Annotated in this window: 21 protein-coding genes; 16 read left to right on the forward strand and 5 right to left on the reverse strand. The window is 71.7% G+C overall.

Annotation, left to right across the window (positions count from 1 at the left end; translation table 11 throughout):
- The first annotated feature begins 4 nt into the window (after window positions 1-4).
- The 12 genes from OG223_RS26075 to OG223_RS26130 all read left to right on the forward strand — a co-directional run bounded on the left by OG223_RS26075 (window position 5) and on the right by OG223_RS26130 (window position 13,098).
- On the forward strand, window positions 5-2,011 hold the full coding sequence (locus OG223_RS26075; RefSeq protein WP_329253276.1) for a non-ribosomal peptide synthetase: 2,007 nt from the start codon (window positions 5-7) through the stop codon (window positions 2,009-2,011).
- 250 nt (window positions 2,012-2,261) lie between these two features.
- Window positions 2,262-3,005 (forward strand): thioesterase II family protein, encoded by a 744-nt coding sequence (locus tag OG223_RS26080; protein ID WP_329253279.1) that lies wholly within the window; start codon window positions 2,262-2,264, stop codon window positions 3,003-3,005.
- A 180-nt stretch (window positions 3,006-3,185) separates the two neighbouring features.
- Window positions 3,186-4,133 carry a glycosyltransferase family 2 protein gene (locus tag OG223_RS26085; RefSeq protein WP_329265472.1) on the forward strand — a complete coding sequence of 316 codons (948 nt, stop codon included), beginning with the start codon at window positions 3,186-3,188 and terminating at the stop codon, window positions 4,131-4,133.
- Window positions 4,130-5,578, forward strand: a complete 1,449-nt coding sequence (locus OG223_RS26090; protein WP_329253282.1) for an NAD(P)/FAD-dependent oxidoreductase — start codon at window positions 4,130-4,132, stop codon at window positions 5,576-5,578. Before OG223_RS26085 ends, OG223_RS26090 begins: the two co-directional genes overlap by 4 nt.
- Window positions 5,571-7,016, forward strand: coding sequence for an aspartate aminotransferase family protein (locus OG223_RS26095; RefSeq protein WP_329253285.1), 1,446 nt, complete (start codon window positions 5,571-5,573; stop codon window positions 7,014-7,016). Before OG223_RS26090 ends, OG223_RS26095 begins: the two co-directional genes overlap by 8 nt.
- Window positions 7,013-7,582, forward strand: coding sequence for a hypothetical protein (locus OG223_RS26100; RefSeq protein ID WP_329253288.1), 570 nt, complete (start codon window positions 7,013-7,015; stop codon window positions 7,580-7,582). The genes OG223_RS26095 and OG223_RS26100 overlap by 4 nt, the downstream gene beginning before the upstream one ends.
- The gene (locus tag OG223_RS26105) at window positions 7,579-9,072 is read left to right on the forward strand and encodes a GMC family oxidoreductase (protein WP_329253290.1); all 1,494 of its coding nucleotides are present in this window, start codon (window positions 7,579-7,581) and stop codon (window positions 9,070-9,072) included. Before OG223_RS26100 ends, OG223_RS26105 begins: the two co-directional genes overlap by 4 nt.
- Complete coding sequence (locus OG223_RS26110) at window positions 9,069-10,262, forward strand: MFS transporter (protein WP_329253293.1); 1,194 nt, start codon at window positions 9,069-9,071, stop codon at window positions 10,260-10,262. The genes OG223_RS26105 and OG223_RS26110 overlap by 4 nt, the downstream gene beginning before the upstream one ends.
- Before the next feature lie 152 nt (window positions 10,263-10,414).
- On the forward strand, window positions 10,415-10,591 hold the full coding sequence (locus OG223_RS26115; protein ID WP_019073295.1) for a hypothetical protein: 177 nt from the start codon (window positions 10,415-10,417) through the stop codon (window positions 10,589-10,591).
- A gap of 22 nt (window positions 10,592-10,613) precedes the next feature.
- Window positions 10,614-10,907, forward strand: coding sequence for a Dabb family protein (locus tag OG223_RS26120; RefSeq protein ID WP_329253297.1), 294 nt, complete (start codon window positions 10,614-10,616; stop codon window positions 10,905-10,907).
- A gap of 165 nt (window positions 10,908-11,072) precedes the next feature.
- Window positions 11,073-11,921, forward strand: a complete 849-nt coding sequence (locus OG223_RS26125; protein WP_329253299.1) for an RNA polymerase sigma factor SigF — start codon at window positions 11,073-11,075, stop codon at window positions 11,919-11,921.
- A gap of 286 nt (window positions 11,922-12,207) precedes the next feature.
- The gene (locus tag OG223_RS26130) at window positions 12,208-13,098 is read left to right on the forward strand and encodes an RNA polymerase sigma factor SigF (RefSeq protein ID WP_329253302.1); all 891 of its coding nucleotides are present in this window, start codon (window positions 12,208-12,210) and stop codon (window positions 13,096-13,098) included.
- Window positions 13,099-13,738: 640 nt separating this feature from the next.
- Here the strand turns inward: OG223_RS26130 and OG223_RS26135 are convergent.
- Window positions 13,739-13,939 (reverse strand): hypothetical protein, encoded by a 201-nt coding sequence (locus OG223_RS26135; protein WP_329253305.1) that lies wholly within the window; start codon window positions 13,937-13,939, stop codon window positions 13,739-13,741.
- 199 nt (window positions 13,940-14,138) lie between these two features.
- On the opposite strand from OG223_RS26135, the gene OG223_RS26140 reads away from it, so the two are divergent.
- From OG223_RS26140 to OG223_RS26155, 4 genes are all read left to right on the forward strand, one after another.
- Complete coding sequence (locus OG223_RS26140) at window positions 14,139-14,633, forward strand: MarR family winged helix-turn-helix transcriptional regulator (RefSeq protein WP_329253307.1); 495 nt, start codon at window positions 14,139-14,141, stop codon at window positions 14,631-14,633.
- A gap of 21 nt (window positions 14,634-14,654) precedes the next feature.
- Window positions 14,655-17,171: an MFS transporter gene (locus OG223_RS26145; RefSeq protein ID WP_329253310.1), complete on the forward strand. Its 2,517-nt coding sequence runs from the start codon at window positions 14,655-14,657 to the stop codon at window positions 17,169-17,171.
- Window positions 17,172-17,298: 127 nt separating this feature from the next.
- On the forward strand, window positions 17,299-18,129 hold the full coding sequence (locus OG223_RS26150) for a YceI family protein (protein WP_329253313.1): 831 nt from the start codon (window positions 17,299-17,301) through the stop codon (window positions 18,127-18,129).
- A 28-nt stretch (window positions 18,130-18,157) separates the two neighbouring features.
- On the forward strand, window positions 18,158-18,628 hold the full coding sequence (locus OG223_RS26155; RefSeq protein WP_329253316.1) for a PPOX class F420-dependent oxidoreductase: 471 nt from the start codon (window positions 18,158-18,160) through the stop codon (window positions 18,626-18,628).
- A 15-nt stretch (window positions 18,629-18,643) separates the two neighbouring features.
- On the opposite strand, the gene OG223_RS26160 is transcribed toward OG223_RS26155, so the two are convergent.
- The 4 genes from OG223_RS26160 to OG223_RS26175 all read right to left on the reverse strand — a co-directional run bounded on the left by OG223_RS26160 (window position 18,644) and on the right by OG223_RS26175 (window position 24,906).
- Window positions 18,644-19,414 carry a TetR/AcrR family transcriptional regulator gene (locus tag OG223_RS26160; protein ID WP_329253319.1) on the reverse strand — a complete coding sequence of 257 codons (771 nt, stop codon included), beginning with the start codon at window positions 19,412-19,414 and terminating at the stop codon, window positions 18,644-18,646.
- 132 nt (window positions 19,415-19,546) lie between these two features.
- On the reverse strand, window positions 19,547-21,025 hold the full coding sequence (locus OG223_RS26165) for an MFS transporter (RefSeq protein WP_329253322.1): 1,479 nt from the start codon (window positions 21,023-21,025) through the stop codon (window positions 19,547-19,549).
- Between the two features lie 129 nt (window positions 21,026-21,154).
- A complete protein-coding gene (locus OG223_RS26170) occupies window positions 21,155-23,407 on the reverse strand; it encodes a glycosyltransferase family 39 protein (protein WP_329253325.1) in 2,253 nt (750 codons plus the stop codon).
- The gene (locus OG223_RS26175; protein ID WP_329253328.1) at window positions 23,404-24,906 is read right to left on the reverse strand and encodes a bifunctional glycosyltransferase family 2/GtrA family protein; all 1,503 of its coding nucleotides are present in this window, start codon (window positions 24,904-24,906) and stop codon (window positions 23,404-23,406) included. Before OG223_RS26175 ends, OG223_RS26170 begins: the two co-directional genes overlap by 4 nt.
- Between the last annotated feature and the right edge of the window lie 6 nt (window positions 24,907-24,912).

Consider the following 24,912-nt stretch of genomic DNA (forward strand, 5'->3'; position numbering starts at 1 on the left):
CCCGATGACCACGTCACTGCAGCTCGACGTGCTGCCCGGCCGACCGGTATCCGAGCGGATCCGCGGGGACGAGCCGGAAGCGCTCGGCAACGGTCCGGCACTGCCCCGTGCCGAGCCGGCGCCGGTGCACGAACTCGTGGCGCGGTTCGCCCGGGTCACCCCCACCGCCACGGCCGTCAGCAGCGGCGACAGCGCCATCGGCTACCGGGCGCTGGACGCGTGGGCCGACCGGATCGCGGACCGTCTCGCGCGGGCGGGGGTGCGCCGGGGCAGCCGCGTCGGCGTGCTGGTGGGGCCGTCGACCGCGATGGTGGCGACGGTGCTCGGCGTGCTGCGCGCCAAGGCGGCGTACGTCCCCGTGGAGCCCGCCCACCCCGACCGCCGTATCGCCGACGTCCTGGCCGACGCGCGCGTCGGCGCCGTCGTGGTCGACCGGGCCGGCGCCGACCGGGTGAGCGGCCTGTGCCTGCCGCTGATCGTGGTCGAGGAGACGGAGTCAGGCACGACCACGGCGGCCACCGCCGACGCCGACGCCGATACCGACGACGACGACCCGCTCACCGGCGACGACCCCGCCTATCTCATCTACACCTCCGGCAGCACCGGCGAGCCCAAGGGCGTCGAGGTCGGGCACCGCGAGCTGGCCGCCTCGACCCTGGCCCGGCGCACGGTCTACCCCGGCAGGCCCACCTTCCTGCTCGTCTCGCCGCTCGCCTTCGACTCCTCCGTCGCCGGCCTGTGGGGCACGCTGACGGCCGGCGGACACCTGGTCGTGGCCGGGCCCGACGAGGTCCGCGACCCCGAGCGGCTGTCCCGGCTCGTGGAGCGCCACGGAGTGACCCGGCTGCTGTGCGTGCCCTCGCTCTACAGCGTGCTGCTCGACGCCGCCGAACGGTACGGAACGGAACGGCTCCGCACGCTGGAGACCGTGATCACGGCCGGCGAACCACTGCCCACCGAGCTGATGCACCGTCACTTCGCCCTGCACGGGCGCCCGGTGGCCCTCGTCAACGAGTACGGCCCCACCGAGGCGACGGTCTGGGCGAGCTATCGCCGCTACGACGCCCCGGGGCCGGTCTCCATCGGCGGCCCCGTGCCCGGCGTCCGGCTCTACGTGCTCGACGAGCGGCTGCGCCCGGTGCCGCGCGGCGCCGAGGGCGAGCTGTACATCGGCGGCGCCGGGGTGAGCCGCGGCTACTTCGGACGTCCGGACGCCACCGCCCACGCCTTCCTGGACGACCCTTTCACTCCCATCCCCGGCGCGCGGATGTACCGCACCGGCGACCTGGTCCGCTGGACCGCCGAGGGCACCCTCGGTTTCCTGGGCCGCCGCGACCACCAGGTCAAGATCCACGGTCACCGGATCGAACTGGGCGCCGTGGAGGCCGCGTTGGGCGCCCTGACCGGGGTGCGCGAGGCGGTCGTCGTACCGGATCCGGCGGGAACCGCGCTGACCGGTTTCGCGCTGATGCCCTCGCCCGTCACCGGCCAGGACCTGCGGGAGCGCCTCGCCCGCGTACTGCCGGCCGCGATGGTGCCCGCCCGGATCGAGGTGCTAGACGCCTTCCCCCGCACGGTCAACGGCAAGGCCGACCGCGCCGCCCTGCGCGACAGCGCCCGGCCACCCCACCCCACGCCCGAGCCCACCGCCGTACGCCCCACCGGCACCGACACCAGCACCGACCCAACCGAGGCAATCCGCGCGGCCTGGGCCGAGGTCCTGCAGACCCAGACCCAGCCCCAGACCATCCCCGTCGACGTCAACTTCTTCGACCTGGGCGGCCATTCGCTCGCGATGTTCCGCCTCCAGGACGCGCTGGAACGCCACACGGGCAGCCGCCCGCCGATCGTCGCCCTCTTCCGCCACACGACGGTCGCGGCCCAGGCCGAGCTGATCAGGGGCGGCGGCACCCAGGCCCACGACACCGAGGCCGAGGCCCGCCGCACAGCCGCCCGCCGCGCCCGCGCCCTGCGCGCCCGCCGCCACACACACCAGGACCAGCCGAAATGACCACCGCACCCCCCACGGGCCCGCGGCCGCCGACGCAACGGGAGCGGGTCGTGGCGGTACGGCGAGCCCGCCGCGTAGCTGGTCCCCACGCGTTCAACTGTGGCAGCACCAGAGGGGCGCAATCTGCGGCGGGCTCGTCGTACCGCCACGACCCCGGCACCCCCACCACCAGCCGCAGGGTCGCCGTACCGCCACGCCCCCGACCCACCCACCACAGGCGGGCGCCCCACACCACCCAGGAGCAGCCGACATGACCACCGCTCCCACCGCCTTCGCACCCCGGGCCCGTCAACTGCACTGCCCCGTCCCGCTGCCCGACCCGGACCGGCGGCTGATCTGCTTCCCGCACGCGGGGGGATCCGCCGCGTTCTTCCGGGACTGGGGAGGCCGGCTGCCCGGCACCGAGGTGCACACCGTGCGCTACCCCGGCCGTGCCGAGCGCATCGACGAACCCCCGGCCAGGGACCTGCGCGTCCTCGCCCACGCCATCGCGAGCGCCGTGGAACCGCTGGCCGACCGGCCCCTGCTGCTGTTCGGGCACAGCATGGGCGCGGCCGTGGCCCTGGAGACGGCCCGCGTGCTGGAGCGGCGCGGCATCCGCCCCGCCCACCTCGTCGCGTCCGGCTCCCGGGACGCCCCCCACCCCCGCCCCGAGGAGCTCGCCGCCGACCAGGACGAGGACGACGACACCGTCGTGGCACACCTGCTCACCCTCGGCGGCACCGACCCGGACCTGGCGGCCGACCCCGAGTTCCGGTCCCTGGTCCTGCCCTACATCCGCGACGACGGCCGCATGTTCCGCTCCTACCTCCCCCGCCCCGGCGACCCTCCCCTGAGCTGCCCCGTGACCACGGTCGTAGGAGACGCCGACCCGGACGCCGACCTCCGCCCCTGGAGCACCCTGACGACCGCCTCCCACCGCGAGCACGTGGTCGAGGGCGACCACTTCTACCTGGTGCCGAGGCCCCCGTTCGCCCTGCTCCAGTCCCTCTGACCGAAGGACCGCACACCACACCGCACCGCACCGCACCGCACCCCCACACCCCAGCCAGCCCACAGGCACCCGACCGGACAGCGCATACCGACAACTCCGCACCACATCGCAGGAGGGGTTCACATCGCTACCGACCAGCCGAGCGCCGCACCCCCGCGCTCGTTCCTCATCAGCGTCGTCCTGCCCTGTTACAACGAGGAGCAGGTCCTGCGGCGCACCCACGACCGCCTGGGCCACGCCCTGCGCGACCTCCCGCACGAGATCGTCTACGTCGACGACGGCAGCACCGACGGCACCTGGCCGCTCATCCGGGACCTCATCGCCGAGACCCCCGCCGACACCCCCGGCCACGTCGTGCGCGGAGTGCGCTTCAGCCGCAACTTCGGGCACCAGGCCGCCGCCGTGGCCGGCCTCGCCGAGGCCACCGGGGACGCCGTCGTCCTGATGGACGCCGATCTCCAGGACCCGCCCGAGCTGATCCCGAGCATGACGGAGCAGTGGTTCAAGGGCTGGTCGATCGTCTCCGCGCGGCGCGCCACCCGCCACGGCGAGACCCGGCTCAAGAAGTCCACCGCCTACCTCTACTACCGGCTCCTGGCCCGGCTCAGCGACCAGCCCGTCGCCCTCGACACCGGCGACTTCCGGCTCCTGGACCGCAAGGTCGTCGACTTCGTGACCTCGCTCGGCGAGAAGGAGCTGTTCCTGCGCGGCGCGATCAGTTGGACCGGCTACCCCGAGACGAGCATCGCCTACGAGCGGGACGCCCGCGGCGCCGGCACCACCAAGTACACCCTGCGCAAGATGCTGGCGCTCTCCCGCACCGGCATCCTCTCCGGGGCCTCCGCCCTGCCGCTGCGGATCCCGACCTGTCTCGGCGCCGCCTCGCTGGTGGGCGCGAGCGCCGCGCTGGCCCGCGGCAACGTCCGGCAGGCCGCCCGGTTCGGCTCCTTCGGGGCGCAGTCGCTGGCCTGCGGAGTGCTGGGCGAGTACCTGATCGGCGTCTTCCGCCAGGTCCAGGACCGCCCGCCCTACCTCGTCATGGAACGGACCGACTCGCACCGCAGCACCGACTCGCACCGCGGCACCGGCGCGCAGGCCCCCCTGGCCCGAGTGAAGGAGTGGGCATGAGCACCGACCCCCGTACGAACGCCGCCCCCCGCGGAACGGACACCCCCGGACCGGGCGACACCCGGGACGCGGTCGTCGTGGGCGGCGGCTTCACCGGCCTCTGTGCCGCCCTGGAACTCGCCGAGCGCGGACACCGCGTGACGGTCGTGGAGCGCGAGAGCGAACTCGGCGGCCTGGCCGGGAGTTTCGACGTCGGCGACGGCCGGCGCATCGAACGCTTCTACCACCACTGGTTCGCCTCCGACCGCGAGATGCTCGACCTGTGCGAGCGGCTCGGCACGTCGGACGCCGTCGAGCCCCACCTCACCCGCACCGGCATGTACTACGCCAACACCGTCCACCGCCTCTCCCGCCCGCTGGACCTGCTGCGCTTCACCCCGCTGTCGCTCCTGGACCGCCTGCGCCTGGGCCTCCTCGCCGTGCGCGCCCGGCGCGTCACCGACTGGCGCACCCTGGAGCACCGCACGGCCGAGGAGTGGCTGGTCTCCCTCGGCGGACGCCGGGTCTACGACGTCGTATGGCGGCCCCTGCTGGAGGGCAAGTTCGGCCAGTACGCCGGCCAGGTCGGGGCCACCTGGATGTGGACGAAGCTCGCGCTGCGCGGCGGCAGCCGCACCAAGTCGGGCAACGAGGTCCTGTACTACCTGCGCGGCGGCAGCGAGACCCTGGTCGACGCCCTGCACCGGCGGCTGGCCGAACTCGGCGTGGAGGTGCTCACCCGCACCCCGGTCGCCGCGGTGACCACCGACGGCACCGGCGTCACCGGCGTCCGCACCGAGGACGGCACGCTCCTGCCCGCACGGCAGGTCCTGCTCACCGTCGCCCCCGGGATCGCCGCGAACCTGCTCGCCGGCGCCGGCCCCGACGACCCGGCCCACCCCGCGCTGCCCGCCCTCGGACGGCAACTGCGCGCCATCCGCTACCTGGCCAACGTCTGCCTGGTCCTGGAGAACAACCGCAGGCTCTCCGACACCTACTGGCTCAACGTCAACGACCCGTCGTTCCCCTACGTCGGCGTCATCGAGCACACCAACATGGAAACCCCCGGGCGGTACGGCGGCCGGCACGTCGTCTACCTCTCCAAGTACCTGCCGGCCGACGCCGAGCTGTACCGGATGAGCGACGAGGAGGTCTTCGCGTACAGCCTCCCGCACCTGCGCCGGATGTTCCCCGGCTTCGACCGTAGTTGGGTCGACGACTACCACGTCTGGCGCGCCGAGTACGCCCAGCCCGTGATCACCCCCGGCTACACCCGGGCGATGCCCCCGACACGGACCGGCGTGCACGGCCTGTACCTGGCGAGCATGGCGCAGGTCTTCCCGGAGGACCGCGGCACCAACTACGCCGTACGCGAGGGCCGCAGGGCCGGACTGCTGATGGCCGACCGGCTGCGCACCGCCCGCGGCGTGGCCGCGCGGCGAGCGGAGGCGACCTCCCGTGCCTGAGCTGCTCACCCTCGACCAGGCCGAGAACCTCGGCATCGACCAGATCCACGACCTGTACGGAAAGCACGTCAGCCACAGCCAGGTCTCGCTGATCGGCTCCTTCGGCTTCGGCCGCGACCTCGTCGACAGCGCCGAGGGCGCCTGGATCCACCTGCGGGACGGGCGCCGCGTCCTCGACTTCACCGGCGGGGTCGGCGTCCTCAACCACGGCCACAACCACCCCCGGATCCTCGCGGCCCGCGAGCGGTTCCAGCAGCGGCGGCGCATGGAGGTGCACAAGAACTACCTGTCGCCCTACGTCGCCGCGCTCGGCCACAACCTCGCCGCACTGCTCCCCGGCGACCTGAACGTCTCGTACTTCCCGAACTCGGGCGCCGAGGCCGTCGAGGGCGCCGTCAAACTGGCGTACAAGTACCACGGCGGCCGACGCGGCACAGTGCTGCACACCGACATCGCCTTCCACGGCAAGCTGCTCGGCGCGGGCAGCCTCACCGCGTCCCCCGAGATCCACTTCGCGTACCCGCGGCTGCCGGGCACGGACTCCTTCGGCTACGGCGATCTCGAGTCCTTCCGGCTCGCCCTGGACCGGCACACCGACGAACGCGGGCGCAGCGACGTGTACGCGGTGGTGCTGGAGCCGTTCAGCGCCTCCAGCCTGCGCGAGTGCTCCGCCGAGTTCCTGTACGAGGCGCGCCGGCTGTGCACCGAGCGGGACATCGTGCTGGTCTTCGACGAGGTGTACACGGGCTGGGGCAAGACGGGCCGGCTGTTCCACTTCATGCACCACCCCGGCCTGGTCCCCGACGTGGTGACGACGTCGAAGTCGTTCGGCGGCGGCAAGTCCTCCATCTCCGGCTACATCGCCCGCGAGCCGCTCTTCCGCGCCGCCTACGACAATCTGCGCGACGCCACCCTGCACAGCACCACGTACTACGGCTTCGGCGAGGAGACGGCGACGGCGCTGGAGGCGGTCGCGGTCGCCGTCGAGGAGGACTTCCCGGGCCGGGCCCGCGCCCTGGAGGAGATCCTCGCGCCCGGCCTCGCCGACATCGCCGCCCGCCACCCCTCCCTCGTGGCGGGCACCTCCGGCCGGGGCGCCCTGCACGGCGTCCGGCTCCGTCCGGGACCCCGGCTGCCGGCCGCCGTGCGCGACCGGATCCCCGTCCGACTGGCCAGGGACCCGCAGGCGTTCGCCAAGCTGCTCACCAGCGCGGTGATCGCCGCGCTCTACCGGGACCACGACGTCCTCACCTTCTTCGGCTCCAACCAGGAGATCGCGCTGATCGTGTCACCGCCGCTGGTGGCCGGCGAGAAGGAGGCCCGGCTCTTCCTGGACGCCCTCGACTCCGTGCTCGACCGGGGCGCGCCCCGGCTGCTGGCGGACCTCGTGAAGGAGAAGGCGACGTCGGCGATGACGACGACGAGGAGGCCGCGGTGACGCGCGGCGGCGGGCCGCTGCGCACCGCCCCGCACGCGAGCGGCCTACGCCCGTACCGGCGACGCCACCACCCCGACCCCGAGGAGGCCGCGACGACACGCGACGACGAACCGCTGCGCACCGCCCCGCACGCGAGCGGCCTACGCCCGTACCGGCGCCACCACCACCCCGACCCGGATAAGGCCGCGGTGACGCGCGGCGGCGGGCCGATGCGCGCCGCCCTGCGCGCGAGCGGGCTGCGTCCGTACTGGCGCCGCCACTACCCCGACCTGCGCGAGGCGCCCGCGATGGCGGCGGCCGAGGCGCATCTGCTGAGCACCCTGCGGACGCTGCCGCTGACCCAGCGCGCCGGCTACGCGGCCGTCCTGCGGGCGCTGCCCCTGGCGTACTGGGTCACGACCGGCGGACGCTCGCTGCGCCGCCCGGCCGACGGCGCCGGGGACGGGCGGCCGGGCCTGGGGACGCTGGCCGCGCTGCCGGGCTTCCGCGAGGTCGTCCGGTCGAGCACCGCGCTCGCCCTGCTGGGCGCCCTGGACGGCCGTACCGGAAAGGAGGCGGCACGGTGAGGCCGCGACACGGGCGGCGGCGGACCGTCGACACGGACGTCCTGGTGATCGGTTCGGGTGCGGGCGGCTCCGTGGCCGCGCTCGAACTGGCGGCGGCGGGCCGCTCGGTGACCGTCCTGGAGGAGGGCCCCCGGGTCGGCACCGCGGCCCTCGCCGCGGCCGGCCCGGCCGAGAACATGCGCACCCTGTACCGCAACGGCGGACTCACCCCCGTCCTGGGCACCCCCACCATCGTCTACGGCGAGGGGCGCGCCGTCGGCGGCACGACCCTGGTCAACGGCGGGCTGCTGTGGGATCCGCCGCCCGCGCTGCTCGCGCGCTGGGCGGCGGTGTCGGGCATCGACGGCTACCGCGCGGCGGACCTCGCGCCCCATCTGAAGACGGTCGCGGCCCGGCTCGGCGCCATCGTGCAGCAGCACGGCGGCCCCGACGCCAACCGCGACTCCCGGCTCCTGGCAGCGGGCGCCGACCGCCTCGGCTGGCGCTGGCAGCACGCCCGCCGCGTCGTCCAGGGCTGTCTGCACCGCAACCGCTGCACCACCGGCTGCCCCACCGGGGCCAAACAGAGCATGGCCGTCAGCTACCTCCCCCGGGCCGAGGCGCTGGGCGCCCGCATCACCCCGGACACCCGCGTCCTGCGCCTCCTGCACGACGGCCGCACCGTGCGCGGGGCGCTCGCCACCGGCCCCGACGGCACCCGCACCGAGTACCGGGCCCGCGCGGTGTTCCTGGCGGCCGGCCCGCTCGGCACCCCCGCCCTGCTCCAGCGCAGCCACATCCAGCAGCGCCGGGCGGGCCGGGAGCTGGCGCTCCACGTCAACCTGCGGACCGTCGCGCGCTTCCCGGAGCGGGTGGACGCGCAGGACGGCACCATCTTCACCGCGCAACTGAAGGAGTTCGGCGACCGCGGCATCCTGATGATGCCGTCCAACCTCTCGCGCGGGGCGCTCGCCGCCGCGCTGGCCGGCCGCAGCCCGGCCGAGGTCACCGGGTACCTCGACGACTACGACCGGCTGGGCGTCTACACCACGCAGGTGCGGCTGCACGGCACGGCCACCGTGCGAGCCCTGCCCGGCGGCGGCCAGTTGCTGCGGCACGGCATGACGGCCGTGGACCACCGCGCGCTCGTCGAGGCGTTCCGCATCGGCTCCCGCCTGCTCCTCGCCGCCGGCGCCGACCGGCTGACGCCCCCGGTGTCCTCGGCGCCGCCGCTGAACACCATGGCCGGGGTCGAGGAGTTCTGCCGCCGCGTCCGCCCCGGCGACTGGGAACTGGTGTCGGTGCACGGCATGGCGTCCGCGCGGATGGCCCAAGCGGAGCGCGGCGGGGTGTGCGACGAGCGGGGCCGGCCGCACGGCTTCGAGGGCCTGCGCGTGTGCGACGCCAGCGTCCTCCCGGGCGTCACGGGCATCAGCCCGCAGGGCACGATCATGGCCTTCGCCCACGAGATCACCGCCCATTTCATCGAGGACGAGGGGACAGTGGCATGACGGAGATGGCACAGCGCCGGCCCGCGGCGACCGGACCGGAGATCCGGCTGTTCACCACGGCCGCCTTCGTCGCCTCCTGCGTGGGCTTCGCCCTGATCGGCGCCCTCCAGTCCTTCTACGGCCCCTCGATCCCGGCCCTGCGCGAGGAGTTCGGGCTCTCCCCGGCCGCCGCGGGGGTCGGCCTGACCGCGCACTTCGTCGGCGGGGTGGCCGGCGTCCTCGCGTTCAACCGCGCCCACGACCGGGTCGGCAACCGCACCCTGCTGGGCGTCTCCTACACGCTCATGGCGTCGGGCTCCCTCGGCTTCGCGCTCGCCTCGACCTGGCCGCTGGCGCTGACCGCGGCGTTCGTCGCGGGCCTCGGCTTCGGCGGCATCGACTACGGCCTCAACCAACTGTTCGCCATCGGCTTCGGCAACCGCAGCACCGCCATGCTCAACATCCTCAACGCGTTCTTCGGCATCGGCGCCGTGGCGGGCCCGGCGCTGATCGGAGCCCTGGGCGCGGACCACTACGCCGTCGCCTTCACCGCGTGCGGTGTGCTGTCGGCCGTCCTGCTGCTCTTCCTGCGCGGCGTGCGCCAGCACAATCCACCGCCCCGGCCGGCACCCCGGGGGACCACCGGCACACCGCACGCCAGGGTCTGGCTCCTGCTGGCCGCCTTCATCGCGCTCTACGTCCTGCACGTGGGCGTGGAGGCGGGCGTCGGCGGCTGGGAGCCCACCCACCTGGAGTCGGTCGGCTACGGCGCGGGCTTCGCCGCCTCGGCGACCTCCGTGTTCTGGCTGATGATGACGGTGGGCCGCTTCCTGGTGGTTCCGCTGACCCTGCGCTGGCCGGACCACGCGATCATCAAGGTCAGTTGCGCGGGCATGGCCGTGTGCCTGGCGGCGGCCACCGTCCCCGCCGTCGCCCCCTTCATGTACGCGGGCGTGGGTCTGTTCATCGCCCCGATCTTCCCCACCGGCCTGCCCTGGCTCACCCGCACCGTCCCGCTGGCCCGCCGGGCCGGCGCCCACGTCATCGCGGCCTCCATGCTGGGCGGGGTCGCGGCGGGCCCCGCCCTGGGCGCGATGATCCAGTCGGCCGGGGCGCGCTCGGTGCCCCTGGTCCTGTGCGTGATCTCGGTGGCGTGCCTGGGCACGTCGATGTGGATCGACCGCTCCACCCGCGCGCGGGGACCTGCCTGAGCGGCACCGGGGGCAGGCCTCCCGCACCGCCCCCGTGGGCCCGGCAAGAGGCCTCCACCTGCGGGCCGTTGGTCCACAAAGGAGCCGTGAAGGTTACACTCGCGGCCGGCAGCAGGGGGCCCTCGGGGCACGGAGTCACAGGGGAGGCCGCGATGGCGGTGAACGCGAAGAAGATCGCCGTCTATGTGCTCGTGGTCTTCGCGCTGTACGTGATCATCACGGACCCGTCCAAGGCCGCCGACTACGTCCAGATAGGCTTCGAGGGCATATCGGACGCCGCGAAGGCCATCGGCGACTTCATGACCTGGCTGGCCGACGGGGCGCAGTAGCCGACCACCCGGGAGCACGCAGATGATCCGCCACCTCGTCCTGTTCAAGCTCAACGAGGGCGTCCGGCGCGACGACCCGCGGGTCGTCGCCGGCGTCGAGGCCTTCCGCCCGCTAGGCGACCTGATCGACGAACTGCGCTTCTGGGAGCTGGGCTGGAACATCAGCGACCGCCCCATCGCCTACGACTTCGCGATCAACTCGGCGGTCGACGACGCCGACGCGCTGAAGCGGTACGTCGAGCACCCCGCGCACCAGGCGGGCGTCGTGCTGTGGCGCGAGTTCGCCACGTGGGTGATCGCCGACTACGAGATCTGAGTACCTCCCCGGAAAGCCCCCTGCCGTCACGGCGGGGGGCTTTTGTTGCGCAACACGGCTTAACACGGTATTAGGCGGTGCTTGCACACAGTGCACATGTCTTGTGATGCTATGACCGCTTTTGACGGATGAGTTGACCTATTGAAGTTGACCTATTGAAGAGGTGTGGCGTTGACCGTGTCGGCCAGTACGGCGCCGCCCCAGGACGAGGCGCCCGCCCAGACCCCGGTGGTAGCCGCTCCGCCGCGCAGCCGCGGTGCCGACACCCGGGCCCTCACCCAGGTGCTGTTCGGCCAGCTCAAGGGGCTCCAGCCGGGTACGCCGGAGCACAACCGGGTGCGCGGGGCGCTCATCGAGGCGAATCTCCCGCTCGTGCGCTACGCCGCCGCCCGCTTCCGCTCCCGCAACGAGCCGATGGAGGACGTCGTCCAGGTCGGCACCATCGGTCTGATCAACGCCATCGACCGCTTCGACCCGGACCGGGGCGTGCAGTTCCCGACGTTCGCGATGCCGACCGTCATCGGCGAGATCAAGCGCTACTTCCGTGACAACGTCCGCACGGTCCATGTCCCGCGTCGGCTGCACGAGTTGTGGGTGCAGGTCAACGCGGCGACCGAGGACCTGACGACCGCCTTCGGGCGCACCCCCACCACCGGCGAGATCGCCGAGCGGCTGCGCATCGGCGAGGACGAGGTGCTGTCCTGCATCGAGGCCGGGAGGTCGTACCACGCGACCTCCCTGGAGGCCGCCCAGGAGGGCGACGGACTGCCCGGACTCCTCGACCGGCTCGGCTACGAGGACCCGGCCCTGGACGGCGTGGAACACCGCGACCTCGTCCGCCATCTCCTCGTCCAGCTCCCGGAGCGCGAACAGCGAATCCTTCTCCTGCGCTACTACAGCAACCTCACCCAGTCACAGATCAGCGCGGAACTCGGCGTCTCCCAGATGCACGTCTCCCGGCTCCTCGCGCGCAGCTTCCAGCGACTGCGCTCCGCGAACCGTATCGAGGCGTAGCGCCGCGGCGGGGCCCGGTCGAAAGCCCGAGCGAGATGTCACCGGTACGAACGAATCGCCTATCGGGCCTCTTCCCGACAGTTCTGGGCTGAAAAGCCGTCAGACCCCCTGTTTCCAGGGCCGATTCGTAACAGACAAGTCGACATGTCACTACAGCGTGTTGCCGACATGTGACATTCTGCGGGAAGCGCGTTTGCCGAGGCCCCGGCTCCGGTATTCAGGTGAAGGCACCGCTCCCCAGACGGGGGCGATCGCCGCGACCGTCCCGCGACCCAAAGGGGGTGGCATGTCCGCAGACCAGGGCAGCTCGAAGGTGCTCACGCTCACCAAGAGCGAGGCTGAGCCCGCACTCGACGCCGTTACGGTCCTCGAGGCCGTACCCGCCGTACCGGCCCCGGCCCTCCCGACCACGGGAGCCATCGACACCCGCACCCTGTCCCGCTCCCTCTTCCTGCGGCTCGCCGCACTCGACGAGAACAGCCCCGAGCGTGGTTACGTCAGGGACACCCTCATCGAGCTCAATCTCCCGCTGGTGCGTTACGCCGCCGCGCGTTTCCGCTCCCGCAACGAGCCGATGGAGGACATCGTCCAGGTCGGCACGATCGGCCTGATCAAGGCGATCGACCGCTTCGACTGCGAACGCGGGGTGGAGTTCCCGACGTTCGCGATGCCGACCGTCGTGGGCGAGATCAAGCGCTTCTTCCGCGACACGTCGTGGTCGGTGCGCGTCCCGCGTCGCCTTCAGGAGCTGCGACTGGCCCTGACGAAGGCCAGCGACGAGCTCTCCCAGAAGCTGGACCGGTCGCCGACCGTCCCCGAACTCGCCGTGGTCCTGGGCGTGTCCGAGGAGGACGTCGTCGACGGCCTCGCGGTCGGCAACGCGTACACCGCCTCCTCGCTCGACTCCCCGGCCCCCGAGGACGACGGCGGCGAGGGCTCGCTGGCGGACCGCCTCGGCTACGAGGACACGGCCCTGGAGGGCGTGGAGTACCGCGAGTCGCTCAAGCCGCTGCTCGCCAAGCTCCCGCCCCGCGAGCGCCGGATCATCATGCTGCGCTTCTTCGCCAACATGACCCAGTCACAGATCGGCGAGGAGGTCGGCATCTCCCAGATGCACGTCTCCCGCCTCCTCACGCGCACCCTGTCGACCCTGCGCGAGGGCCTGATCTCCGACTGACCCCCAACAGGGCCACGAGGGTTCTCATGTGACGGAGTGTCAGCCGCCATGGCGCGGTGGCACGACACTTCGTCCGACACGGACAACTGGCCGCCGAGGCACCCTGCCGGGTGCGTCGGCGGCCGTCGTCCGCGCGCGGAGAAGGCGGTGACAGCGGCGGCCGGGTGGCGACCCGCCCGACCGGCGGCGTGACACCGATACCGCCGGACGCACCCAAGTCACGTAAGAGGAGCGGGACTTCAACACCCGCTCCACCAACTCCGGCGGCACAGCAGTGCGTTCAGGCACGGTCACCTTCGGCACGCACATCGAGACGCGGGACGTGTCCGTCGAGTGGCGCTGGGCGACAGCGCCCCGCACGGGCGCGGGCTGCGCCGATATGCGGCTCTGCCGCATGAGCGCGTCGAGGACATGGTCGTCGACAGCTCGCCCCCGGGGCGGCGCATCGCCGCGCACGAACGAGGCGCTGCGGATCGCCCGGGAAGCCGGCGCCCGGACCGTCGACCCCACCTCGCGGCCGAACCGCGCCGCGGCCCACCGACTGTGCGAGCAACCGGGCTTCCGAGCCCTGGAGCCGACGGGCCACCGGTTCGCCGTGGAGCCGACCCGCCGGGTCACCGCCCGGTTGAAGCGGTCGGAACTACATCGCCGCCAGGTACACCACCGCCGCCACGACCAGCACGGCGACGACGACGCCGACGATCAGGCCGATGCGGGGTCCTGCGGAGGCGGCGGCCTGCTGCTGCGGTCCGCCCTGGGGGGTCTCGTCGACGAAGGCACGGAACATCTGGGTGCTGCCGGCGGGGTCGTAGTTGCCCTCGGGGCCCTGGGTGTTTGCCATGGGCCGAGACACTAGCGAATCCCCGGGGGACACCCAAGTGCGGGGCCTCGAACGGCCACCCTCACCTGTGGGTTTACGTTCGGCAATGCTTGCCTTTGCCAACTTTTTATGCCGCGCCTACCCGTTTTATTTGCCTGTAGCAACCAACCTCTCTTATGGTTGCCCTAAGCAACGAACATGGAGAGCAACGGGAGGTGTGATGGCCGAGCAGGCGCAGTACGAGGAGCTGATGCGTCAGTTCAGTGCCTTCGGCGCCGTGCGCAGGGAGCTGGGACGGATCATGCCGTCCGACTGCCCCGGCGGCTCCGCGGCCGTACTGACCCTGCTCGGCCGGTACGGCGACATGCGGATGAGCAAGCTCGCGGAGCTGCTCTCCGTCGACATGTCCGTGACCAGCCGCCATGTCGCGCATGTCGTCGACCGGGGCTGGATCGAACGGTCCCCCGACCCCGCGGACAAGCGCTCCCGCATCCTGCGCCTCACCCCCGGCGGCCAGGCCAAGGTGGACGAACTCTCCCGGCGGACCGCCCAGTTGCTCGCCGACCGGCTGAGCGACTGGAGCGACGAGGAGGTCGGGCAGCTCATCCGGCTGATGACCCGGCTCCGCGCCGACTTCGGCGACTGCCGTACCGCACCGCCCCGTCACACGACCCCCCACCCCGAACTCGTACACACCCCCCGTACACCCGCATAAGCACGGAAGAAAAGGAAGCCCATGGCAACGACCACACCAGCCGGTGTGCGGGCTCACGCCAAGCACGGAGGGGGTTCCCCCGCGGCCCCCGACGGCGCACCGATGACCCACCGGCAGATCATGGAGGCGCTCTCCGGGCTGCTGCTCGGTCTGTTCGCCGCGATCATCTCGTCGACGATCGTCACCAACGCCCTGCCGACCATCATCGGCAGCCTGGGCGGCGGCCAGGAGGCCTACACCTGGGTCGTCACCGCGGCCCTGCTCTCCATGACGGCCTCGGTGCCGCTGTGGGGCAAGATGGCGGACCTGGTCAGCAAGAAGGCCCTGGTCCAACTGTCCCTGGTCATCTACATCATCGGCTCGGTCGTCGCCGGCCTCGCGCAGAACCCGGCGATGCTGATCGGCGCCCGGGTCATCCAGGGCCTCGGCGCCGGCGGTCTCTCCGCCCTCGTGCAGGTCGTGATGGCCGCGATGATCGCCCCCCGCGAGCGCGGCCGGTACTCCGGCTACACCGGCGCCACCTTCGCCGTCGCGACCGTCGGCGGCCCGCTGCTCGGCGGTGTGATCACCGACACCTCGTGGCTCGGCTGGCGCTACTGCCTCTTCGTCGGTATCCCCTTCGCGCTGATCGCGCTGGTCGTGCTCCAGAAGACGCTGCACCTCCCCGTCACCAAGCGGAAGGTCAAGGTCGACTGGACCGGCGCCTTCTTCATCACCGCCGCCGCCTCGCTGCTGCTGGTCTGGGTGACCTTCGCCGACGACAAGTACGACTGGCTGTCGTGGCAGACGTACACGATGGTGGGCGGCACGTTCGTGCTGGCGCTGCTGTTCGTGTTCACCGAGACCCGGGCGAGCGAGCCGATCATCCCGCTGCGCCTGTTCCGCAACCGCACGGTGTCGCTCGCTTCCCTCGCCTCCCTCTTCGTCGGCGTCGGCATGTACTCGGGCACCGTCTTCTTCTCCCAGTACTTCCAGCTCGCCCGCGACAAGTCCCCGACGATGTCCGGTGTCATGACGATCCCGATGATCGGCGGTCTGTTCGTCGCGTCGATGGTCTCCGGCCGTTTCATCACCAAGACCGGCCGCTGGAAGGGCTGGCTGGTCGCCGGCGGTCTCTTCCTCACCGCGGGCCTGGGCCTGCTCGGCCTGATGCGCTACGACACCCCGTACTGGGAACTGTCGATCTACATGGCCCTGTTGGGCATCGGCGTCGGCACGATGATGCAGAACCTGGTCCTCTCCACGCAGAACCAGGTCACCCCGAAGGACCTCGGCGCCGCCTCCTCCACCGTGAGCTTCTTCCGCTCGCTCGGCGGCGCGGTCGGCGTCGGTGTGCTCGGCTCGGTCATGTCCGGCCGGATCACGCACTACGCCAAGGACACCGTCGCCTCGCTCGACCCGCAGTCGCAGGCCGCCGCCGCGAAGGCCGTCGGCAGCAGCGCGCTCCCGGACATGGACGCCCTGCCCAGCACGGTCCGCACCTGGCTGGAGAGCGCCTACGGCCACGGCATCGCCGACGTGTTCCTCTACGCGGCCCCCTTCGCGCTCATCGCCTTCGTCGTCGTCATGTTCATCAAGGAGGTCCCGCTGCGGACGTCCGGCGGGCTGGCCCAGGCCGCGGAGGAGGCGGTGGGCGTGCTCGACGCCGCCGAGGTTCCGCCGCCGGCCCGGGAGAGCGCCGTAGTCGCCACGAACGTCCAGGCCGCCGCCGTAGCGACGGTGGCCGGGGAGGAGACCACACCCGTGACCACATCCGACTCCACAGCCGTCTCGGGTGGGATTCCCGTCCGCGGCTTCGTCCGGGGCGCCGAGAGCGTGGCCGTCCCGCAGGCCGCCGTCACGCTGATCTCCCTCGGGGGACGCCAGTTGGGCCGCTCGGTCACGCAGGCGGACGGCTCCTACGCGCTGGACGCGCCGAGCGTCGGCTCGTACGTCCTGATCGCCTCCGCCGACGCCTTCCAGCCGCAGGCGTCGACGGTCGTCGTCAACGGCAGCGACCCGGTGTCGTACGACGTCCTCCTCAGCGGTACCAGCGGCCTCAACGGCCTTGTCCGGGCGGCCGATTCGGGTCTGCCCGTCAAGGACGCGATGGTCGTCGTGACCGATGTGCGCGGAGATCTGTTGTCCAGCGGAATCACCGGTGAGCAGGGCGAGTTCGCGTTCGCCGAGCTGGTGCCGGGGGCCGTGACCATCGCGGTGAACGCCGCCGGGTACCGGCCGCGCGCGCTGCCCGTCGAGGTCGGCGGCACCGGCGTCACCCGGGTCGAGATAGACCTCGACTCCGGTGCCCAGGTCCTCGGTGTGGTCCGCGCCCCGCACGGCCCGCTGGCCGACGCCCGCGTGACCCTCGTGGACGCGGCGGGCAACGTGGTCGGCACCGCCACCACCGGTTCCGACGGGGCGTACGCCTTCACCGATCTGAGCGGCGGCGAGTACACGGTGATCGCGACGGGCTACCCGCCGGTCGCCACCGCCCTCACGCTGAACGGCGGCGGAGCCGACGGCCACGACATCGAACTGGCCCACCCCGGCGAGTAGTTCGCCCACCCACCCCGGCCCGTGGAGCGTGTCCCGAGCGGAGGCACGCCCCACGGGCCGGTCTCGTTGGTGCTGAAAAATACTGAATAAGACTGAACAAGGCTGTACGGCAAGGAGTTTGAGGGACATGGGACCGACCGGACTGACCGCGAAGATCCGTACCCGCGACGGATGGGCCGTGTCGCACGCGGTCGTCACGGTGACCGACATGACCGGGGCTCAGGTGCTGCGGGCCGAGGCGGACGCGGAGGGGGCGGTGCAGGACCCGAACCCGATGGCGCCCGGGCCGTACACGGTGATCGTGACCGCCGTCGGGTACGCGCCCGCCGCCGCCACCGCGATCGTCACCGCGAGCCGCCGGGCCGAGGTCGGCACGGTCACGCTGGCCCGGCAGGGCGGCACCGAACTCCCGCCGCCCGGCCCGTGGACCGTCGACCCCGCGCACTCCACGGTCGGCGCGGTCGCGCAGCACCTGGGCATCTCCAGCGTGCGCGGCCGGTTCACCGACTTCACGGCCACGGTCGAGATCGCGCCCGACGACATCGCCAAGTCCCGGGTGGAGGCGGTCATCCGGGCCGCGTCCATCGACACCGGCAACGGCATGCGGGACACCCACCTGCGGTCCGCGGACTTCCTGGACGTGGACCGCCACCCGGAGATCACCTACCGCTCCACGGGCCTGGCCCCGGCGGGTTCCGACCGCTGGACGGTCTCCGGCGACCTGACCCTCCACGGTGTCGTACGACCGGTCGCCCTCGACCTCGCCTACCTCGGCACCGGCGCCGACCCCTGGGGCGGCACGCGGGCCGCGTTCCGGGCCACCACGGAACTGCACCGCGAGGACTTCGCGATGAACTACAACCAGGTCGTCCAGGCGGGCATCGCCGCGATCGGTACGACGCTCAAGGTCGAACTGGACGTCCAGGCGGTGCAGGGGGAGTCGCTGCCTCAGGCGTGAGCGGGGGCGGTGCGCCTAGGGTGGCGGTATGGCACCGAACATCGCGACCAACACCACCGTCACCCTGGACGAGTTGCTCGACTTCGTACGACCCCGGCACCGCGCGCTGCTGCTGACCCGGCGGGCCGACGGCAGCCCGCAGGCTTCGCCGCTGACCTGCGGGGTGGACGACTCCGGGCGGATCGTCGTCTCCACGTACCCCGAGCGGGCCAAGACCCGTAACGCCAAGCGGGATCCGCGGGTCAGCATCGTCGTCGTGAGCGACGAGTGGAACGACCCGTGGGTCCAGATCGACGGCACGGCCGAGGTCATCGACCCGCCGGAGTCCGTGGAACCGCTCGTCGAGTACTACCGCAACATCGCCGGGGAGCACCCGGACTGGGACGAGTACCGCGCGGCGATGCTGAAGCAGGGGAAGTCGATCATCCGGGTGACACCGGAGCGGTGGGGTCCGGTTGCCACCGGGGGTTTCCCGGCGCGGCTGGCCACCGACGACTAGAGCCCGTAAGGGAGTTCACCCCCTTTTCACCATCGCCTCGATGCCCGCCACCAGCAGGTCCAGCGCGAAAGTGAAGTCCCGTTCCATCATCTCCGCGACCGTGTCGCCGCCCCGGGCCGCCATGAGTTTCTTCGACTCCTCCACGATCTCGGCGGTCGTCGGGGCCCCGTCGAACGTCGTCATGGCGTGCCGGAAGTAGTCGTCGGGGGTCATGCCGGTGTCGGCGACCCGGGCGAAGAAGTGGCCCTCGATCGTGCCGTAGCCGTACACGAACTGGAAGACGGCCGAGATCGCCCCCGTCAGCCCGTGCTCCGGCAGCCCTGTGCGCCGGATCACGCGCTGGACGACACGGGAGAAGGACAGGTTGTTCGGCCCGATGTTGAGAAACGTCCCGGCGAGCGGCGACACCCACGGGTGCCGTACGAGCAACCCCCGGTACTCCGTGGCCAGCATGCGGAGTTGGTCCCGCCAGTCCTCGCCCGCGGCCTCCGGATCCGGCAACGGCAACTCGCCGAAGACGGCGTCCAGGGCGAGTTCGAGAAGGTCGTCCTTGGTGTCGACGTACCAGTAGACGGACATCGCCGTCACATTCAGCTCGGCGGCCAGCCTCCGCATGGAGAACTTCGCGAGCCCTTCGGCGTCCAGCAGTCGTACGGTGACGTCGGTGATGCGATCACGATCAAGCCCGGAGGGCTGTCCGCCCCCACGTCCGCTCCGGCGCGTCCGGCTCTCCAGCCAGACACTGGTACGCGCGGAACGCCCGGACGACGGGCTTGTCTTGGCCATGACGCACCTACCTCAGCATTTCAATCCCGGGCCAGTATCCAGGGGCGCGGGGCTGTGACATATACGGCCCCGCCGCGTGGGCGCGACCAGCCACAACGCACCCGCAGCCGCCCACGCACCCCGCCACCCGAGCTACTGGGCGACCACCATCTCCGAGTCTGCCCGCTCCGCCCGCCACAACAACGCCGCAGCGAGCAACCCCCCGGCCAAAACAGCAACCGCCCCCACCAACTGACTGACCTCCAGCCCGGCAGAGAAGGAATCGGTCACCTTCTGCCTCTCCTCAACCGAAGACGCCGCCGCCAAGCCCACCGGCAGGGACACCGCCGCGAACCGAGAACTCAGTACCGCCCCCAACACCGCGACCCCCAGCCCGTTCCCGAACTCCCCCAACGTGCCGTTGATCCCCGCCCCGACCCCCGCCTTCTCCGCAGGAATCGCACTCATGATCGCGTGAGCCATCGCCGGGTTCGTCAGCGCGGCCCCCGCCCCGATCAGCATCAGCCCCACCAGAGTCCCCGTATATCCACCGGCCGCGAACGACGCGATCGACACCAGCCCCGCCGACATCAGCACCATGCCCAGCCCGACGGCCAGTGGAGCGCCGAGCCGCGCCGTCCACTTCGCCGCCAGCCCCGAGAAGTTGAGCGCGACGATCACCAGGGCGAGCGGTGCCGTCCGCACGCCGGCCTCCAACGGGCCGTAGCCGAGGACGAATTGGAGGTGCTGGGTGAGGAGGAAGAGGGAGCCGGCCATGCCGAAGGTGATCAGGACGACCCCGGTGACCGCGCCCGTGAAGCGGCGGTCGCGGAAGAAGTCCAGGTCGAGCATGGGGTACGGGACACGGTTCTCCCAGTACGCGAAGGCGGCGAGGACGACGACCGCCACCGCCCCCGTGAGCAGCACCCGGTCCGACGTCCAGCCGTGCGCGGGGCCGGAGATGATCGCGTAGACCAGCGCGGCCATGCCGACGGTGGAGAGCAGCGCGCCGAGGAGGTCGGGGCGGTCGCCGCGCGGGTTCTTGGACTCGGGGACCAGGGCCACCGCCGCAACCAACGCGAGTGCGGCGACCGGGAGGTTGATCAGGAAGATCGCGCCCCACCAGAAGTGGTTCAGCATGAAGCCGCCGAGGAGCGGGCCGGTCGCGAAGCCGAGCGCGTTGACGGCGGCCCAGATGCCGATCGCCTTCGGCTGCTCCTCGGGGGTGAAGATCTGCATCACGACGGCGAGGGTGGTCGTGATGAGCAGCGCCCCGCCCACGCCCATGCCGGCCCGCGCGGCGATCAACTGCCCGGTGGAGTCGGCGAGTCCGGCGATCAGCGAGCCCGTGCCGAACAGCACCAGCCCCGTGATCAGCATCTTCTTGCGGCCGTAGCGGTCGGCCGCGCTGCCCGCCGTCAGCAACAGCCCCGACTGCACGAGCGAGTACGCGTTGATCATCCACTGGATGTCCGCGGTGCTCGCGTCGAGTTCGCGGGTGAGCGAGGGGATCGCGACGTTCAGGACGGTGTTGTCGAGCAGCACGGTGAGCTGCGCCAGGCAGATGACTCCGAGGACGATCCAGCGCTGGGGGTGGCCCTGGAGGGCCTGGGGGCCTGAGGAGGTCGACATGTTGTACACCGTAGAACAGCTCCCATACAGCGTACAACCGAGATATGAAGAGGGGCGGTGACCAGGTGGTCACCGCCCCTTTCAGGTCAGCCGGTCGTCAGCTCAACCTGCTCGTATCAACTACTCGTCTCAACTGCTCGTCTTCTGCGTCAGGTCGTAGAAGGTGGCCGAACCGACCGTCACCTTCTTGTAGTTCTTCTCGACCCACGAGGTGATCTGCGAGGAGCTGCCGGTGCTGCTGCCGCCCATGCCGGTGCCGCCCGAGATGAAGTAGTGGATCTTGCCGTCCGCCACGTACTTCTGGAACTGGGCCAGCGTCGGCGACGGGTCGGTTCCGTTGAAGCCGCCGATCGCCATCACCGGGTCTCCGGTGGCGAGTTGGTAGCTCGCGGCGTTCTGGGAGCCGATGGACGCGGCGACCCAGGTGTACTTGCCGGCGTCCGTCTGGAGCAGCTTCTTCGCCGCGGAGGTGACCGTCGCGCCGTTGAGCAGGCCGCCGACGCCACCGCCGCCGCCCATGCCGCCGTCGCCGCCGGTCTGGCCGCCGAAGCCGCCACCCTGGTTCTGGGTCGTACCGCCGCCACCGGGTGCCGTACCGGTACCGCCGCCGGGCATCGTGCCCGTGCCGCCGCCGGGGAAGCCGCCGCCCTGGTTCTGGGTGGTGCCGCCGTTGCCGCCCTGCTGGCCGGGCATCGTGCCCGTGCCGCCGGTGCGGTTGCCGCCGCCGAAGCCGCCGCGACCGCCGCCGCCCGGACCGCCGCCACCCATCATGCCGGCGCCGGCCGGACCGGCCGTCGGAATCGAGCCGGTGTGCGCCGAGTTGACCGTCGACATGGTGTACGCCGCAGGACCGGCCAGGCCCGCCACGATGCTCAAGCCGACTGCCGCGAGGGCGAGTTGGCGGCCGATCTTCGCGACGAAGATCAGGCCGAGCGCGCCCGCCAGGGAGCCGAGGAGGACCAGCCACTTCAGCCAGGGCAGGTAGTCGGGGGTGCGGTTGAGGAGGACGTAACCCCACACGCCGGCGGCAACTACCGCCGCGGCGAGGGTGATCGACGCCCAGATCTCGCTCCGCCGCTCCCACAGGGAACCGGCGCCGATGCCGATGACGGCGGCCATGTAGGGGGCCAGCGCGATCGTGTAGTACTGGTGGAAGATGCCGGCCATGTAGCTGAAGACGACCAGGGTCGTCACCAGCGAGCCGCCCCACACGAGCATCGAACTGCGCCTGACCGACGTCCGGTTGAGCTTGCGCGTGGCCACCAGGCCCGCGACGAGGAGGATCAGCGCGGTGGGCAGCAGCCAGGAGATCTGGCTGCCGATCTCGGAGTTGAACATCCGGTCCCAGCCGGTGGCACCCCACTGGCCGGTACCGCCGCCACCGCCGCCTCCGACGCTGCCGGTCTCGTCGCCGCTGAGGCGGCCGAACCCGTTGTAGCCGAAGGTCAGTTCAAGGAAGCTGTTGTTCTGCGAGCCGCCGATGTAGGGGCGCGAGGACGCCGGCCACAGCTCGACGAGCGCCACCCACCAGCCGGCCGCGACGACCAACGCGCCCGTGGCCAGGCCCAGTTGGGCGAACCTCTTCTTCACGCTCACCGGCGCGCAGACTGCGTAGACGATGGCCAGCGGCGGCAGGATCAGGAAGGCCTGAAGGGTCTTCGACAGGAACGCGAAGCCGATCGCGACTCCGGCCCACACCAGCCACTTCGTACGGCCGTCCTCCAGGGCCCGGACGACGAGGTAGCAGGCGGTCGCCATCAGCAACGCCAGTGCGGCGTCAGGGTTGTTGAAGCGGAACATCAGCGCGGCGACCGGGGTGAGCGCCAGCACGGCGCCCGCGATCAGACCGGCCTGGGGGCTGTGCCGGCGGCGGACCGCCGCGTAGACGACGGCGACCGTGCCGACGCCCATGAGGACCTCGGGGACCAGGATCGCCCAGGAGTTGAGGCCGAAGATGCGGACCGAGATCTCCATCGGCCACAGGAACGCCGAGGGCTTGTCGACGGTGATCGCGTTGCCCGCGTCCAGCGAGCCGAACAGCATCGCCTTCCAGCTCTTGCTGCCGGCCTGGACCGCCGCCGAGTAGAAGGAGTTGGAGTAGCCGGACGCGCTCAGGTTGTAGAGGTAGAGGAGCGCCGTCGCGAGCAGCATGCCCCAGAAGGCGGGGCGTGCCCAGCGCGGGTCCTCGGGCCGGCCGCGCCACAGGCGGCGCCCGAGCGGCTGCTTGGGCTCACCGGCCTGGGGGGCCACGGGGTCCGAGGGCGCCACCGGCTCGTGCACGGCCGTGTCTCTGGCACCGGTACCGGTGTCACCGGTCGGCGCCCCCCAGGACGAGGGGCCGCCTCCTCCCGGATAGGTCGTCTGATCGGTTTCGGTGGTCATCGGGGGTCCCTCGGATCGGTGTCGTGGGGACGCACCGGCTGCAACTGCATCGTCGCGTCCCTCCAGGTGCCGTCCGCGGCTTCACCGGCGCGGAACTGGGTGGTGGTGTCGTACGACCCCTGGTGGGGCTGGGGCTGCCGGTGGGGCAGCGGGCCGTAGGAACCGGGGTGCTGCGTGTGCTGAGGCATCGCCCCGGCCGTCGAATAGGTGGGCGACGAAGGGGAGTTGACGGCCACGACCGTCGACTCCTCGGCGCTGTCACCGCGGTCCGGGAAGACCCAGGCGCGGAAGAGCAGGAAGCGCAGGACGGTCGCCGCGAGGTTGGCGGCCACCAGGACCGCCAGTTCGGTGGAGTGCGCCGGGTTGCTGCTGGCCGCGTTCAGCGCGGCGAGCGAACCACTGGTCAGCGCGAGGCCGATGGCGAAGACGACCAGGCCCTGGGCCTGGTGGCGGACGGCGCCGCCCCGGCCGCGGACCCCGAAGGTCAGTCTGCGGTTGGCGGCGGTGTTGGCGACCGCCGAGACCAGCAGCGCGAGCGCGTTGGCGATCTGCGAGCCGGAGAACTGCCGGAAGGCGCTGTAGAGCACCAGGTAGAAGAGGGTGGAGAGGCCGCCCACGACACAGAACCCGACGAGCTGGCGGGCCAGGCCCTTGGGCACGTCCTTGATGTCGCGGTCGCGCGGGTCGTCACCGAAGGGACGTGTGACACGGTCGAGCGGCAGCGAACCGGAGGCCAGGGCCTTGCCCACCCGCCACACTCCCTTCAGGTCCTCGGTCGCGGTCTTCACGATGTGGACGGTCGAGTTCGGGTCGTCGACCCAGTCGACCGGCACCTCGTGGATACGGAGTCCGGCGCGCTCGGCGAGCACCAGCATCTCGGTGTCGAAGAACCAGCCGGTGTCCTCGACGAGCGGCAGCAGCGCCTGGGCCACATCACGCCGGATCGCCTTGAATCCGCACTGGGCGTCCGAGAAGCGGGCCTGCAGCGAGCCGCGCAGGATCAGGTTGTACGTCCGGCTGATGAACTCGCGCTTGGCGCCACGCACGACACGCGACGAGCGGGCCAGCCGGGATCCGATCGCCAGGTCGGAGTGACCCGAGATCAGCGGTGCCACCAGGGGCAGCAGCGCGTTGAGGTCGGTGGAGAGGTCGACGTCCATATAGGCGAGGATCGGGGCGTCCGAGGCGGACCAGACGGTGCGCAGTGCTCGACCGCGCCCCTTCTGCTCCAGCCGGAACGATTTGACCTCGGGGATCTCCGACTCCAGCCGCGCCGCCACCTGAGGAGTGGTGTCGATCGACGCGTTGTCCGCGATGGTGATGCGGAACGCGTACGGGAACGTGCGCTTGAGGTGCTCGTGCAGTCTGAGCACACATGGCTGGAGGTCCTTCTCCTCGTTGTAGACGGGGATCACTACGTCCAGGACAGGCGTACCGGCGTCTCCGGCCGGGAGGTGCTCCCGCGCCGGCAGGGTGCCGGGAGAAGAGTCGGTTCGCATGAACCG

The organism is Streptomyces sp. NBC_01478 (assembly GCF_036227225.1).
In the GTDB taxonomy this organism is placed as follows: domain Bacteria; phylum Actinomycetota; class Actinomycetes; order Streptomycetales; family Streptomycetaceae; genus Streptomyces.